This is a genomic window from Leifsonia sp. KNZ13-11D (genome assembly GCF_056754895.1).
Genome location: NZ_JBPGWU010000001.1, coordinates 22,951 through 36,739 on the forward strand (window position 1 = coordinate 22,951; position 13,789 = coordinate 36,739).

The 13,789-nt window shown below is 68.4% G+C and carries 12 protein-coding genes and 1 pseudogene; 6 read left to right on the forward strand and 7 right to left on the reverse strand.

Annotation, left to right across the window (positions count from 1 at the left end):
• The 6 genes and pseudogenes from ACR9Y5_RS00125 to ACR9Y5_RS00150 form a co-directional block, all read right to left on the reverse strand.
• Nucleotides 1–957: a D-alanine--D-alanine ligase family protein gene (locus tag ACR9Y5_RS00125; RefSeq protein ID WP_481296039.1), complete on the reverse strand. Its 957-nt coding sequence runs from the start codon at nucleotides 955–957 to the stop codon at nucleotides 1–3.
• 42 nt (nucleotides 958–999) lie between these two features.
• Nucleotides 1,000–2,324: pseudogene (locus ACR9Y5_RS00130) on the reverse strand (aminotransferase-like domain-containing protein).
• Nucleotides 2,325–2,462: 138 nt separating this feature from the next.
• Nucleotides 2,463–2,807, reverse strand: a complete 345-nt coding sequence (gene trxA / locus ACR9Y5_RS00135) for a thioredoxin (RefSeq protein WP_481299496.1) — start codon at nucleotides 2,805–2,807, stop codon at nucleotides 2,463–2,465.
• Nucleotides 2,804–3,790 carry a thioredoxin-disulfide reductase gene (gene trxB / locus ACR9Y5_RS00140; RefSeq protein ID WP_481296040.1) on the reverse strand — a complete coding sequence of 329 codons (987 nt, stop codon included), beginning with the start codon at nucleotides 3,788–3,790 and terminating at the stop codon, nucleotides 2,804–2,806. Before trxB ends, trxA begins: the two co-directional genes overlap by 4 nt.
• A gap of 82 nt (nucleotides 3,791–3,872) precedes the next feature.
• A complete protein-coding gene (gene murJ / locus ACR9Y5_RS00145; protein ID WP_481296041.1) occupies nucleotides 3,873–5,480 on the reverse strand; it encodes a murein biosynthesis integral membrane protein MurJ in 1,608 nt (535 codons plus the stop codon).
• Complete coding sequence (locus tag ACR9Y5_RS00150) at nucleotides 5,473–7,695, reverse strand: DUF6049 family protein (protein WP_481296042.1); 2,223 nt, start codon at nucleotides 7,693–7,695, stop codon at nucleotides 5,473–5,475. The genes murJ and ACR9Y5_RS00150 overlap by 8 nt, the downstream gene beginning before the upstream one ends.
• Before the next feature lie 95 nt (nucleotides 7,696–7,790).
• Here ACR9Y5_RS00150 and ACR9Y5_RS00155 point away from each other — a divergent pair, with 95 nt between their 5' ends.
• The 6 genes from ACR9Y5_RS00155 to dnaB all read left to right on the forward strand — a co-directional run bounded on the left by ACR9Y5_RS00155 (nucleotide 7,791) and on the right by dnaB (nucleotide 13,001).
• Nucleotides 7,791–9,215, forward strand: coding sequence for a CCA tRNA nucleotidyltransferase (locus ACR9Y5_RS00155; RefSeq protein WP_481296043.1), 1,425 nt, complete (start codon nucleotides 7,791–7,793; stop codon nucleotides 9,213–9,215).
• A gap of 258 nt (nucleotides 9,216–9,473) precedes the next feature.
• Nucleotides 9,474–9,845 carry a 30S ribosomal protein S6 gene (rpsF, locus tag ACR9Y5_RS00160; protein WP_018189014.1) on the forward strand — a complete coding sequence of 124 codons (372 nt, stop codon included), beginning with the start codon at nucleotides 9,474–9,476 and terminating at the stop codon, nucleotides 9,843–9,845.
• Between the two features lie 4 nt (nucleotides 9,846–9,849).
• Nucleotides 9,850–10,362: a single-stranded DNA-binding protein gene (locus tag ACR9Y5_RS00165; protein WP_310132637.1), complete on the forward strand. Its 513-nt coding sequence runs from the start codon at nucleotides 9,850–9,852 to the stop codon at nucleotides 10,360–10,362.
• Nucleotides 10,363–10,443: 81 nt separating this feature from the next.
• Complete coding sequence (rpsR, locus tag ACR9Y5_RS00170; RefSeq protein ID WP_018189012.1) at nucleotides 10,444–10,707, forward strand: 30S ribosomal protein S18; 264 nt, start codon at nucleotides 10,444–10,446, stop codon at nucleotides 10,705–10,707.
• An 11-nt stretch (nucleotides 10,708–10,718) separates the two neighbouring features.
• Nucleotides 10,719–11,171 (forward strand): 50S ribosomal protein L9, encoded by a 453-nt coding sequence (gene rplI / locus ACR9Y5_RS00175; RefSeq protein ID WP_018189011.1) that lies wholly within the window; start codon nucleotides 10,719–10,721, stop codon nucleotides 11,169–11,171.
• 456 nt (nucleotides 11,172–11,627) lie between these two features.
• Nucleotides 11,628–13,001 (forward strand): replicative DNA helicase, encoded by a 1,374-nt coding sequence (dnaB, locus tag ACR9Y5_RS00180; protein WP_018189010.1) that lies wholly within the window; start codon nucleotides 11,628–11,630, stop codon nucleotides 12,999–13,001.
• A 20-nt stretch (nucleotides 13,002–13,021) separates the two neighbouring features.
• Here dnaB and ACR9Y5_RS00185 read toward each other — a convergent pair whose 3' ends face one another.
• Nucleotides 13,022–13,747, reverse strand: coding sequence for an SDR family oxidoreductase (locus ACR9Y5_RS00185; RefSeq protein ID WP_481296044.1), 726 nt, complete (start codon nucleotides 13,745–13,747; stop codon nucleotides 13,022–13,024).
• Nucleotides 13,748–13,789 lie beyond the last annotated feature (42 nt).

Genomic DNA, 13,789 nt, shown 5'->3' on the forward strand with positions numbered 1-13,789 from the left:
TCAAGCGTCGGCGATAGCGGCCGACGCCAGTGCGGCGTAGACCTCGCCGGCCTCGCGGCCGGCGGCGGCGATCGCCTGCGGCATGATCGACGTCTCGGTGAGGCCCGGAAGGACGTTCGCCTCCAGGAACCATGGGGTTCCAGCGGCATCCACGATCAGGTCGATCCGTGACAGATGCCGCAGGCCCAGCGCGATGTGGGCGGTCGTGGCCGCTTCGGCGACGGCTGCGCCGACCCCGGAATCGAGCCGCGCGGGAACATAGAACCGGGTCTCCCCCGCGTTGTATCGTGCGTCGAACGTGTAGGCGCCGTCGATCGGCTCGATCTCCACCGCGGGAAGCGCTTCGGGGCCCTCACCGGTGTCGATGACGGCGACGGACACCTCCACACCGTCCACCTTCTGCTCGATGAGGGCCACGTCGGAGTAGGTATACGCATCCACCATGGCGCGGGGCAGCTCCTCCGCGGTCGCCACGATCGTGACGCCCTGAGCCGAACCTCCGTGCGCCGGCTTCACCACGAGCGGGAGGTCGAAGCCTGCGAGAACGGTCTCGAGCACGCTCCCCGCGCCGAGCTCGCGGAACGTCTCCTGCGGCAGGGTCACCGAGCGCGGGGTGGCGACGCCGGCCCGCTCGACGATGGTCTTCGCGGTGGGCTTCGACCAGGCCAGGCGCGAGGCGTCGGCGCGCGAGCCGACGAACGGCACGCCGGTCAGCTCGAGCAGCCCGCGGAGCGCGCCGTCCTCACCGCTCGCACCGTGCAGGGCCGGCCAGACGACAGCGGGCCGCGACTCGTTCAGGAAGGCCAGCAAGGACGCGTCCGGATCCCGGAGGGTGACGCGGTGCCCCAGACCGTTGAGTCCGTCGGCGACACGACGGCCGCTCCGGAGCGAGATGTCGCGCTCGTGCGAGATCCCGCCGGCGAGCACGACGATGTCCAGTGCTTCGTTTTCAGCCATGATCAGGCCTTTCTCGTCATCCATGCGTCTACGGCGGCGCGGTCAGCGCAGATCGGTGGGCGGATTCGCGCTCGTGCGGTTGCGACGGGAGGCGGCTTCGAGGGGTCCGGTCCCGGCGAAGGTCTCCAGCAGATCCTGCTCCCCCCGATGACGTTGGCGAGCCGGCGCACGCCCACACGGATATTCTCGGGGGTCGGGTAGCAGAAGGAGAGCCGGATGTTCTGGGCGCCTGACCCGTCCGCATAGAACGCGGTCCCCGGGGTGTAGGCGACGAGCTCCGTGACCGCGCGCGGCAGCATCGCCTTCGAGTCGAGGTGCGGCGGAAGGGTCACCCAGACATAGAAGCCGCCGTTCGGATCCGTCCAGCTCAGCTCCGGCAGATGCTCCTGCAGCGCCTGGATCATCGCCTCCTTGCGTTCGCGGTACACACCGCGGAAGGTGTCGATCTGACCCTTCCAGTCGGCATCCCGCAGATACTCGGAGATCACCAGCTGACTGAAGGAGCTGGGGCTCAGCACGGCGGCCTCGTTGGCGAGAATCAGCTTCTCGCGGATGGCGTGCGGGGCGAGCGCCCATCCCACGCGGAACCCGGGAGCCAAGGTCTTCGAGAACGTGCCGAGGTACACCACGCCGTCCTTCTCGACCGACCGCATCGCGGCGGGAGGCTTCTGGCCGAAGTACAGCAGGCCGTACGGGTTGTCCTCCAGCACCAGGATGTCGTTCTGGCGCGCGATCTCGAGGATCTCCAGCCGCCGCTCCCAGGTGAGGGTGACGCCCGCGGGGTTGTGGAAGGTCGGCACCGTGTAGAGGAACTTCACCCGACGTCCGGCGGCCTTCAGCCGAGCGATGTGCTCCCGCAGCGCCTCCGGGATGAGGCCGTGCTCATCCATCGGGACGTGGTCGACCTCCGCCTGGTACGACTTGAAGATGACCATGGCGGTGACGTAGCTGGGCCCCTCGGCGAGCACCACGTCGCCCGGGTCGATGAAGAGCTTGCTGAACAGTTCGAGCGCATGCTGCGAGCCCGTCGTCACGATGACGTCGTCCGCGCTGCCACTGATCCCCTCGAGCGCCATGACCTCCAGGATCTGCTCACGCAGCGCCGGGACGCCCTGGCCGGACCCGTACTGCAGGGCGACCGCCCCCTGCTCGCGCATGACCCGGTCCATCGCACCGACGACGAGGTCCTGCGGCAGGGCGGAGACGAACGGCATGCCGCCGGCCAGCGAGACCACTTCGGGTCGGCTGGCGACGGCGAACAGGGCTCGGACCTCACTGGCGGCCAGGCCGCTCGTACGCTGCGCGTAGTGGTGATACCACGGGTCCAGATTGTTGCCCCGCTGCTGCGGGGAGCCCTGTTCGATCACGTGTGGGTTCCGTTCGTCTGCCGTTCAGCAATGCTATGGGGACGGCCCGCCGCGGAGAAAATCGGCGGACCGCCAGGGGTACGAAAAAGACCCGCCCGGCGGGTGAGCGCCGGACGGGTCTGAAGAGGACGGGTCGCGCTACGCCAGGTAGGCGGCCAGGTCGGCCTCGAGGGCGGGCTTCGGCTTGGCGCCGATGACGGTCTTGACGACCTCGCCACCCTGGTACACCTTCATCGCGGGGATGGAGGTGATCTGGTACTTCGCAGCGGTCTGCGGGTTCTCGTCCACGTTGAGCTTGACGATCTCGATCTTGTCGGCGTGCTCGGACGCGATCTGGTCGAGGATCGGACCCACCGCGCGACACGGACCACACCACTCAGCCCAGAAGTCCACCAGGATGGTCTTCTCGCTGTTGAGGACGTCCTGCTCGAAGCTGGAGTCCGTGACCGAACGTGCTGCTGACATTTTCTTGTATCTCCTTATGCGGTGGTCGTGAGTTCGAGGTCACCCGACGCGCCATCCGCTGCGCTGTCGAGCAAGTTCTGGGGAAGCGTGGTCAGGTAGTGCTCCGCGTCGAGCGCGGCGACCGTACCGGACGCCGCAGCGGTGACCGCCTGACGGTAGGTCGGGTCGATGACGTCGCCCGCGGCGAAGACGCCGGGCAGGTTGGTCTTCGAGCTGCGGCCGTCGACCGCGATAGTACCCTCGGCGGTCAGATCGAGCTGGCCGTGCACGAGGTGCACCCGCGGGTCGTTGCCGATGGCGATGAACAGTCCGTGGAGCTGCAGCTCGCTCTGCTCGCCGGTGACCAGGTTGCGGAGCGTGACGTTCTGCACCTGCTCGTCACCGCCGATCGCCACGACCTCCGAGTTCCAGATGAACTCGATCTTGTCGTTCGCGAAGGCGCGGTCCTGCATGATCTTGGACGCGCGCAGCGAGTCGCGGCGGTGGATGACATAGACCTTGTCGGCGAAGCGCGTGAGGAAGGTGGCCTCCTCCATCGCGGAGTCGCCGCCGCCGACGACGGCGATCGTGCGCTGGCGGAAGAAGAATCCGTCACAGGTGGCGCACCAGGAGACGCCGTGTCCGGAGAGCCGCTCCTCGTCGGCGAGACCGAGCTTGCGGTACGCCGAACCGGTCGCGAAGATCACCGCGAGGGCCTCGTGGACCGCTCCCGAGCCGAGGGTGACCTTCTTGACCTCGCCGGTCAGGTCGACCGAAACGACGTCGTCGAGCACGATCTCGGTGCCGAACTTCTCGGCCTGCGCCTGCATCTTGAACATGAGGTCGGGGCCCATGACGGCCTCCGGGAAGCCCGGGAAGTTCTCGACCTCGGTGGTGTTCATGAGCTCACCGCCCGCCTCGACCGAGGAGGCGATCAGCAGCGGCTTCAGGTTGGCGCGGGCCGCGTAGACGGCTGCGGTGTATCCGGCAGGGCCGGAACCGATGATGATGATCTGCCGCACGGCGGAACTCCTTGAGCTGTCACGACGCCTTCGTGTGGAGGCGTCGACCTGTAGAACACATCCTAGGCGGATGCTATTCCTGTCACCTGGGCGCGCGCGAACGCCGTGCGGCGCGGTTCAGGATGGGCGCCAACCCGCTCTCGAGATCGGGCGAGCGCAGGATCACGAGGAAGCCGATGTACACGATCAGCATGACGACGCCGACGACGCCCGTGGCGACGACCGCGGCGATCGGACCGCTGACCGGGAACGCGCCCGCATCCACTCCGCCCAGGATGACGAGGAAGCCCGCTCCCGCGGCGATGGAGGCGAGTGCAGCGACCACGAACCGCCACAGCGAACCGAGGATGCGGCTGCCGTCCACTCCCCCGGTGCGCCGGCGGAGGAGCCAGAAGGCGAGCGCCGCCTGGATGAAGCTGGCGATGGAGACGACGAGAGCGACGGAGGCGGCACGGACGCCGGGCGGGACCAGGAAGCACAGCAGGACGCCCGCGATGATGACGGCGACCTGCGCCACAGTGAAGAAGAACGGCGTACGGGTGTCGCCGAGCGAGTAGAACGCTCGCTGGGCCATGAACACCAGCGAGAACGGCACGAGGCCCACGAGGTATGCGATCAGGACCAGCCCGAGCGCGTGATAGTCGGACGTGAACACCCGGGCCACGGGGAACGCGGTGACGATGAGGGCGGCCGACGAGAAGACGATGAGCAGCATGATCGAGCGAGCGGCCGACGAGAAGTCCTCGCGGAACTCCGTGATCGATCCGCGGTGGGCGTGCTCCGCCATCCGGGTGTAGAACGCGGTGACGATCGAGACCGCGATGATGCCGTGGGGCAGCATGAAGATCAGCCAGGCGTTCTGCATTGCGAACGGTCCGGCGTAGCCCTGCCCGGCGGAGTTCGACACATTCGTCTCGATGAGCCCGGCGACCTGGGTCGCGATCAGCATGGCGAAGGTCCACCCGGCCGCCTTGCCGGCGGTGCCGAGGTCCACGCCCCGCCAGCCGAAGTCGAAGCGGAATCGCAGCCCGACGCGACGCCAGAAGACGAAGAGGATGAGCGCCTGCACCGCCACACCCAGGGTGGCTCCGCCGGCGAGCAGCGCGATCATCCCGAAGGACCAGTCGCTGCCGTGGCGCCCGGACGCGGCCGAGCCGAACGCGAGGATGAACGCCAGCAGCGTCGCGATGGCGACGATGTTGTTGATCACGGGCGCCCAGGTGAACGGCCCGAACGACTTGCGGGCGTTGAGCACCTCGCCGAGGAGCGTGTACAGCCCGAGGAAGAAGATCTGCGGCAGCGACCAATAGGCGAAGGCCGTAGCGAGTTCCTTCTGCGCCGCCGGGATGCCGAACAGCGTGACGAGGACGGGCGCCAGGAGCGTCGCGACCAGTGCCACGGCCCCGAACACCACCATCCCCAGCGTGACCAGCTTGTTGATGTACGCCCGGCCGCCGTCCGCATTCACGGAGGCGCGGACGATCTGCGGGACCAGGATCGCGTTCAGGATGCCCTGCGCGATGATCGCGTAGATGCTGTTCGGGACGATGGTCGCGGTGGCGTAGGCGTTCGCTCCGAAGGCGACGACACCGATCGCCTGCACCAGCAGCCAGGCTTTGGCGAAGCCGAGGAGGCGGGAGACCAGCGTGCCGGAGGCGAGCATCGCGCTGGCGCGTCCGACGCTAGCCACCGGGGAGCTCCTCACCCGAACCATCCGACCCGGTTACATCCCCGTCGCTATTCCGGGAGCGGCGCCGGCGCAGGATGTTGCGCACGATCCCGAAGCCGAAAAGCAGCACCAGCAGCACGCCGAAGATCAGCGCGCCGATGCCCTCCCAGTCGGCGTGCACATCCACCGTCACCGAGGTCGGGTCGCCGATCGGCACGCCGGTCGGGCTGTAGAGGTGCAGCGAGAGGACGACCTGTCCGTTGCCCACCTTGGCCTTCACCGGGATCAGGACGGTCGCCCGGGAGTCCTGCGGGATACGCTTGGTGGTCGACTGGTCGACCTCGAGCCGGCTGTTGGAGGGCGAAGCGGCCAGCACGACGGTAACCGCGTCACCCGGTAGCCCGTTGCTCACGGTGAACGGGATCGATCCCTGCGCGCTCACCAGGTTCACGTTCTCGGTCGGGAGGATCCGGATGGAGTGCAGCGTCCTGACCGTCGCGGCGCGCTCGGCGGTCACCGCCGTGGGCCAGTCCGCCCTCGGGTTGAGCCAGGAGACGGCGAGCAGGGTCAGGAGGTCGGCGTGCGTGCGTCCGGTGAGCCGGGTCGGGTCGTCGAGGACCGTGGCGAACTGGCCGAGCGCGCCCTCATCCTCGACGAGAGCACGGATGTCGGTGATCCGCTGCGCGGACTCCGGGGAGTCGACCAGGTCGAGGCCAGAGGTCGGCGTCGCGTCCTTGATGGTCGCGAACGACGTGGGCGTCGACCAGGGCGACGAGAACAGCGCATTGAGCGTGCGTTCGAGCTGCGTGCCGCTCGACGGCCAGGAGCGGTCCAGCGCCACCAGCAGACGCCGCGGGTCACCGGACTCCTGATTGATCAGCTCCAGCTGTGCGTTCACCTTCGACATCGCGGTGTTCCACGCGACGTCGCTCGGAGCCGAGATCGCCTGTCGCAGCGCATCACTGAGCCGCTGGTCGGACGACACCAGTCGGTCGTCCCCGGAGGCGATCGGCGCGTTGGGTGTGGATCCGAGGTCGGCGGCGTTCGTGTTGCTGCCCGACAGGATGGTGGTCTTCAGCCCGACTGCGGCGAGCGGTGCGAGGTCGGCGCGGCGGACGGTCTTGTCACCCGGCCAGCTGATGCCGGTCAGTGTGTAGTCCCAGGCGAGCAGGGTGTTCAGGTCCGGGACGACCGGGCCGGGGGTCGCCGTGGGCGTCGGGGTCGGGGTGGTCGCCTTGGGCGAGGGAGTCGCGGTGGGGGTCGACGGCTCGCCCACCGGCGTGGGCTGGGGCGTGAAGTTCTTCGGGTCGAGGGCGTAGGCCAGGGATGTCGGCGCCAGGGGCGCGGGAAGACCGGCCTGGATCTGGCCGACAGCGTCCGCATCCGCGTAACCCAGAGAGAATGTGTCGTTCGGGAGCTCCGACAGCCGGGTGAGCCAGTCGATGGCGCTCGCGGGAGCGGCGTTGCCCAGCACCCGGATCGACGCGATGATCATCGGGTCGATCCCGACCGTCACGGTGGTGTGCCCGGTGAGACCGTCGAGCTCGCGGGTCAGGATGCCGTTCGGCGCCGTGTAGGACGTGAGGTCGTCCGCCGCGATCAGGCCTTGCGATCCTGCCGGCGTGACGATGGGCATCACGACGTTCACGCTCGCCTGCTTCGCGGCTCCGCCGGGGTACCAGACGACGGAGCCGCGGGCCTGGGCGCCGGCCGAACCGATCGTGACCGAGGCGCCGATCCCGAACACGCCCGACGTGGTCCGGCTCGCGAACGGCAGCGACGTGGCGGGCGCGGCGACCCGCACGACCGTGCTCGAACCCGGCTCCAGGGTGTTCAGCAGGGCTTGACCGACAGGGACGGCGTCCGCAGGCTCGCCGGTCCCGGCGAGCCACTCCGTGAGGGCCTTACGGCTCTCCTGTGCGGAAGGGTCGGTCCAGAGGGTCACGGTTCCGGAGGAGAACGCGTGGTCGGTCGGATTCGAGACCGTCACGGAGACGCCCAGGTCTTTGCCCGGCGAGAGGATGCCGCCCTCGTCCGCCGTCACGCTCGCGGTGAGCGCCGCGGCGCTGGAGGATGCCGTCGGCGCCGGGGTCGGTGAAGCGGCCCGCGCGGATGTCGCTGTGCCGGTCGCAGCGGTCACGACCGCGAGGGCGCCGACCGTCAGGGCCGCCGCCAGCACCCGCACGCGGGCGCGGAGCCGCGCACCCTTCCGGAGGGTGGAGGGGACTGCGCTCATGCGTCGACGCGCGATCCCGACTCGGCCTCCATGACGACGATTCTAGAGGCCACCCCCTGAGAGCCCGGCCAGCGGGGCCGTTAAACTGAGGCACCATGCAGAGCGTCGCCGAATCCCTCGAACGCCTCGGCGACCTGGCGCGCACGCCCTCGGTCGCCCGCCTGGCCGACGCTTTCGAGGTCGCCGGGCACGAGCTCGCCCTCGTCGGAGGCCCGGTCCGCGACGCGCTCCTCGGGCGTGCGGTCCACGATCTCGACTTCACGACCGATGCGCGGCCCGACGACATCCTGCGCATCGTCGGCCCGATCGCCGACGCCGTCTGGGATGTGGGTCGCAAGTACGGCACGATCGGCGCCCGTCTCGGCGATGACACGGTGGAGATCACGACCTACCGCAGCGACAGCTACGACGGCGCCACGCGGAAGCCCGAAGTGGAGTTCGGCGACACCCTCGAGGGCGATCTGCTGCGCCGCGACTTCACCGTGAACGCACTGGCCCTGCGCCTGCCCGAGGTGCGGCTGGTGGATCCGTCCGGTGGCGTCGAGGATCTTCTCGCCGGGGTGCTGCGCACGCCCAGCACCCCGCAGATCTCGTTCGGCGACGATCCCCTCCGGATGATGCGGGCGGCCCGTTTCACCGCCCAGCTCGGATTCACGGTCGACGGCGAGACGCGCGAGGCGATGAGCGCCATGGCCGAGCGGATCGAGATCGTGAGCGCCGAACGCGTCCGCGACGAGTTCAGCAAGCTCCTGCTGTCCGACGAACCGCGCCCCGGACTGGAGCTGCTCGTCGAGACCGGACTGGCCGAACTCGTAGTGCCCGAAATCCCGGCCCTGCGGCTGGAGGCGGACGAGCACCACCACCACAAGGACGTCTACCAGCACAGCCTCACAGTGCTCGACCAGGCGATCGGGTACGAGCAGGAGCGGCACCCGGGCGAGGCGCCTGACCTCGTGCTGCGGCTGGCCGCCATCCTCCACGACATCGGCAAGCCCGCGACGCGCCGGTTCGAGCCGGGTGGTGCGGTCAGCTTCTACCACCACGACCTGGTCGGCGCGAAGCTCGCGAAGAAGCGCTTGACGGCGCTCCGCTTCGACAAGTCCACCATCGACGCCGTCGCGCGGCTCATCGAGCTGCACCTGCGGTTCTTCGGCTATGCGGACGCCCAGTGGACCGACTCCGCGGTGCGTCGTTACGTGCGGGACGCCGGACCCGAGCTCGAGCGACTCCACATGCTGACGCGCGCCGACGTCACCACCCGCAACCGGCGGAAGGCCGACCGGCTCGGCTTCGCCTACGACGATCTGGAAGCCCGCATCCGGGAGCTGCAGGAGCGGGAGCAGCTGGAGGCCGTGCGTCCCGACCTCAACGGCGAACAGGTGATGAGCATCCTGGGGCTGCGCCCGGGCCGCGAAGTGGGACAGGCGATGAAGTACCTGCTGGAGCTGCGGCTCGACGAGGGCCCGCTCGGCGAGGAGGAGGCGACGCGCCGTCTGCTCGCGTGGTGGGACGAGCGCTGACGCGTCGTTCCGGCGCACCGATTCCTCCACAACCGCGTGCAGCGGCGGCTTGTCCACTGATCGGGCGCCGGCGCTCGGTAAGCTCGCCGCACTCGCGAGAGTGGAGGCATGACCGAGATCACCGCCGGCTGGCGTCCCGCACCCGCATCCGTTACGCTAGGGAAGTTGCCCGGGCAGAGTCCTGCCCTGGGCACGTCTATGACACCCTCCTGCTGCAGAACGTCTGCAGCCGCTGAGACCAGAGGAGGTGGGTTAGTCATGCATCAGTACGAGTTGATGGTCATCCTCGATCCCGAGATCGATGAGCGCACCGTGGCTCCGAGCCTTGACAAGTTCCTCAACGTCGTCCGTAACGACGGTGGAACGATCGACAACGTCGACATCTGGGGACGTCGTCGCCTGGCTTACGAGATCAACAAGAAGTCCGAGGGCATCTACGCCGTCGTTCAGCTCACCGCTGAGGGCGACACGACCAAGGAGCTCGACCGCCAGCTGAAGCTCAGCGAGGCCGTCATGCGCACCAAGGTCCTCCGCGCCGAGGAGGCGATCGCTCAGGTCGCCGCCGCTCAGAAGCGTGCCGACGAGAAGGCAGCCCGCAAGGCCGCCACCTCCGAGAAGGCCGGCGCCTAGTCCCATGGCCGGCGAGACCGTCATCACCGTGGTGGGAAACCTCACCGCCGATCCCGAGCTGCGCTACACGCAGAATGGGCTGGCAGTCGCCAACTTCACCATCGCATCCACCCCCCGCACGTTCGACCGTCAGGCGAACGAGTGGAAGGACGGCGAGGCTCTGTTCCTCCGCGCCAGCGTCTGGCGCGAGTTCGCGGAGCACGTCGCGGGTTCGCTGACCAAGGGGTCGCGCGTCATCGCGCAGGGCCGCCTGAAGCAGCGTTCCTACGAGACGAAGGAAGGCGAGAAGCGCACCAGCATCGAGCTCGAGATCGATGAGATCGGGCCGTCGCTGCGTTACGCCACCGCTCAGATCACCCGTACGCAGTCCTCCGGTGGCGGACGCGGCCAGGGTGGTTTCGGTGGCGGTTCCCCCGCCGTCGAGGAGCCGTGGGCGGCTTCGGCTCCGGCCGACCCGTCCGCCGGTGCGGATGTCTGGAACACTCCGGGCTCCTACAACGACGAGACCCCCTTCTAACGAGACTCGCCTCTCGGACGAGGGGCACACATCATCAGCCCGCCGGCCCAGCGCCGGGACGGGCGGAAAGCAAAGGAAACCATGGCTGGAAAGTCGAGCGGCGACCGCCGCAAGCCGATCCGCAAGGGCAAGGACGGCAAGAACGCCGCCCCCGCGAAGTCCGTTCGCGTCGGCGTCATCGATTACAAGGACGTCGCCACCCTTCGGAAGTTCATCTCGGAGCGTGGAAAGATCCGCGCTCGCCGGATCACCGGTGTCTCCGTCCAGGAGCAGCGTCTCATCGCCCGCGCGGTCAAGAACGCGCGCGAGATGGCGCTCCTCCCCTACGCCGGCTCCGGCCGCTAAGGAGAAACGACATGTCGAAGGTTATTCTCACGCACGAGGTCACCGGCCTCGGCTCGGCCGGTGACGTCGTCGACGTCAAGAACGGCTACGCCCGCAACTACCTCGTCCCCCAGGGCTTCGCGATCGCGTGGAGCCGCGGTGGCGAGAAGCAGGTCGAGCAGATCAAGGCGGCCCGCGCGGCTCGCGAGCTGCACACCGTCGAGCAGGCCCAGGACCTCAAGGCCAAGCTCGAGGCGACCAAGGTGAAGCTGACCGTCAAGGCGGGCCGCGAGGGCCGCCTCTTCGGTTCGGTCAAGACCGGCGATGTCGCGGACGCCGTCAAGGCGGCCGGCATCGGCGAGCTCGACAAGCGCAAGATCGAGCTCCCGAACCCCATCAAGGTGGTCGGCGACCACGAGGCGACCGTGCGTCTGCACGACGACCTCTCGGCCGTGATCTCCCTGCAGGTGGTCGCTGCTAAGTAGGCAAACACGCGAAGTGTAGCGGCGGGCGAAGGCCCGCCGCTACCTCTCGTTAAGGGGATTTTCCCCCGTCTTGTACACAGGCCGGGATGCGCGCGTCCCAACGTTGAACACAGGGTTCAAGGAACTTTTTGCACACAGGGTGGGGAAAGAAAAAGAGCAGATCAGGCGGGACAAAGTCGCAGAAGCTCATTTGTTGTCCACAGGTTTCCACACACCTTCTACACACACTCCACGGCGTTTCGCGCAGATTCTCCCCAGTTTTATCCACAGGCTGAGTTGTGATGTGGGGATGGGGTTCATAGTGTTGACCGACGTCGACGGACGACAGCCGCCGCAGAGCGGCGATGTCGGAGGTCGTCCCGACAATCGAGCCAGGGAAGCGGTTCGTGCGACCAGCGCGAGCCTGCGCCCCGGGATGGTCTCGTCGTGCCCGCGCGAAACAGTGGAGGAGTGAACGTGTCGATCGCCCATATCGGTCTCGCCGACGGTCGTGACCCGGGCGACGCCCGCTCCCCCGAGCGCACGCCGCCGCACGACCTCCTGGCCGAGCAGAGCGCCCTCGGCGGCATGCTGCTGAGCAAGGACGCCGTCGCCGACGTGGTCGAGGTCATCCGCGGCACCGACTTCTACATCCCCAAGCACGAGATCATCTACGACGCGATCCTGTCGCTGTACTCGCACGGCGAGCCGACGGATGTCATCACCGTCACCGACGAGCTCACCAAGATCGGCGAGCTCTCGCGGGCCGGCGGCGCCGAATACCTTCACACTCTGACCAGCCTCGTGCCGACCGCGGCCAACGCGGGCTACTACGCCAACATCGTCGGCGAGAAGGCGCTGCTGCGCCGACTGGTCGAGGCCGGCACCCGCATCACGCAGATGGGCTACAAGGCCGAGGGCGAGGTGCTCGACCTCGTCAACAACGCCCAGGCCGAGATCTACTCCGTCACCGGCACGCAGGAGACCGAGGACTACGTCCCGCTCACCGAGGCGGTGACCGTCGCGATCGACGAGATCGAGGCCGCGAAGCACAAGGACGGCTCGATGACGGGCGTCCCGACCGGCTTCGCCGAGCTGGACGAGCTGACGAACGGGCTGCACCCCGGCCAGATGGTGATCGTCGCGGCGCGACCCGCCCTCGGAAAGTCGACGCTCGCCCTCGACTTCGCCCGCGCGGCGGCGATCAAGCACGACATGCCGACGATCTTCTTCTCCCTCGAGATGGGCCGGAGCGAGATCGCGATGCGTCTGCTCTCGGCCGAGGCGACCGTCCCGCTGCAGAACATGCGCAAGGGAACGGTCGACAACCGCGACTGGACGACCATCGCCTCCACCCGCGGGCGCATCAACGACGCGCCGCTGTACATCGACGACAGCCCCAACATGACGCTGGTCGAGATCCGCGCCAAGTGCCGCCGGCTCAAGCAGCGCGTGGGCCTCAAGATGGTGATCATCGACTATTTGCAGCTGATGACCAGCGGCAAGCGCGTCGAGAGCCGCCAGCAGGAGGTCAGCGAGTTCTCGCGTGCGCTGAAGCTGCTCGCGAAGGAGCTGCAGGTGCCCGTCATCGCCCTGTCGCAGCTGAACCGCGGTCCGGAGCAGCGCGCCGACAAGCTCCCCGCCCTGAGCGACCTCCGCGAGTCCGGATCGATCGAGCAGGACGCGGACGTCGTCATCCTGCTCCACCGCGAGTCGGCGTACGAGAAGGACAACCCGCGCGCCGGCGAGGCCGACCTCATCGTCGCCAAGCACCGCAACGGCCCCACGCGCACCGTCACGGTCGCCTTCCAGGGCATGTACTCGCGCTTCACGGACATGGCGCCGATCTAGGCCGTCCACCCACGCAGATGTCAGCTCGCCGCGAGCAGCGAGCCTCCGTCGACCGCGAGGGTGGTGCCGGTGACGTAGCCGTTCTGCATCAGATAGAGGTGTGCCAGGGCGATCTGCTCCGGCTCGCCGACGGCTCCGACCAGTGTGCGCTGCGCGAGGCGAGCCAAGACGGCGTCTCTGTGCGGGGCGGCGATGCCGTCCCACATCGGGGTCCGGACGGCGCCGGCCCGCACGGCGTTGACCCTGATCGGGGCGAGCTCAACGGCCAAGCCGCGGACGAGTGCCTCCGTGGCGCCCGCACCGGCGGCCGCAAGCGCAGCGCCAGGCATCGGGCGCTGCCCCACCGTTCCGGTGGTGAGCGAGATGGAGCCGGTCGAGCGCAGTCGCCCGATCGCATGCTTGATGACCGTGACGGCGCCCCAGAAGCGGACGTCGAGGATGGAGCGCGCATCCCGGAGGTCGAGCTCGTCCAGCGGCCGTGGGGTGAACTCATCGCCGGCGGTGAAGACCACGTGATCGACCTCATCGAACTGCTCGAGCGCGGCCGCGACCTGGTTCTCGTCTCGCACATCGAGCGCGATACCTGCGCAGCCCTCGGGCAGTTCGCGTAATGCTGCATCGATGCGCTGCCGGCTGCTGGATGCGATGGTGACGTCGGCGCCATCGCGAGCCGCCGCCCGCGCCGTCGCCAACCCCATGCCGGAGCTTCCTCCGACGATGATGACCTGCTGTCCGTCCATGCTCATGTCTGACTCCCATCCGGGTGATGTCCCAGTGAGTCATGACGC

Bases quoted from the DNA above. Each gene is read 5' to 3' on its own strand.
- ACR9Y5_RS00150 (WP_481296042.1), bottom strand. From the start codon at position 7,695: ATGAGCGCAGTCCCCTCCACCCTCCGGAAGGGTGCGCGGCTCCGCGCC.
- rpsF (WP_018189014.1), top strand. From the start codon at position 9,474: ATGCATCAGTACGAGTTGATGGTCATCCTCGATCCCGAGATCGATGAG.
- ACR9Y5_RS00125 (WP_481296039.1), bottom strand. From the start codon at position 957: ATGGCTGAAAACGAAGCACTGGACATCGTCGTGCTCGCCGGCGGGATC.
- rplI (WP_018189011.1), top strand. From the start codon at position 10,719: ATGTCGAAGGTTATTCTCACGCACGAGGTCACCGGCCTCGGCTCGGCC.
- rpsR (WP_018189012.1), top strand. From the start codon at position 10,444: ATGGCTGGAAAGTCGAGCGGCGACCGCCGCAAGCCGATCCGCAAGGGC.
- ACR9Y5_RS00165 (WP_310132637.1), top strand. From the start codon at position 9,850: ATGGCCGGCGAGACCGTCATCACCGTGGTGGGAAACCTCACCGCCGAT.
- ACR9Y5_RS00185 (WP_481296044.1), bottom strand. From the start codon at position 13,747: ATGAGCATGGACGGACAGCAGGTCATCATCGTCGGAGGAAGCTCCGGC.
- ACR9Y5_RS00155 (WP_481296043.1), top strand. From the start codon at position 7,791: ATGCAGAGCGTCGCCGAATCCCTCGAACGCCTCGGCGACCTGGCGCGC.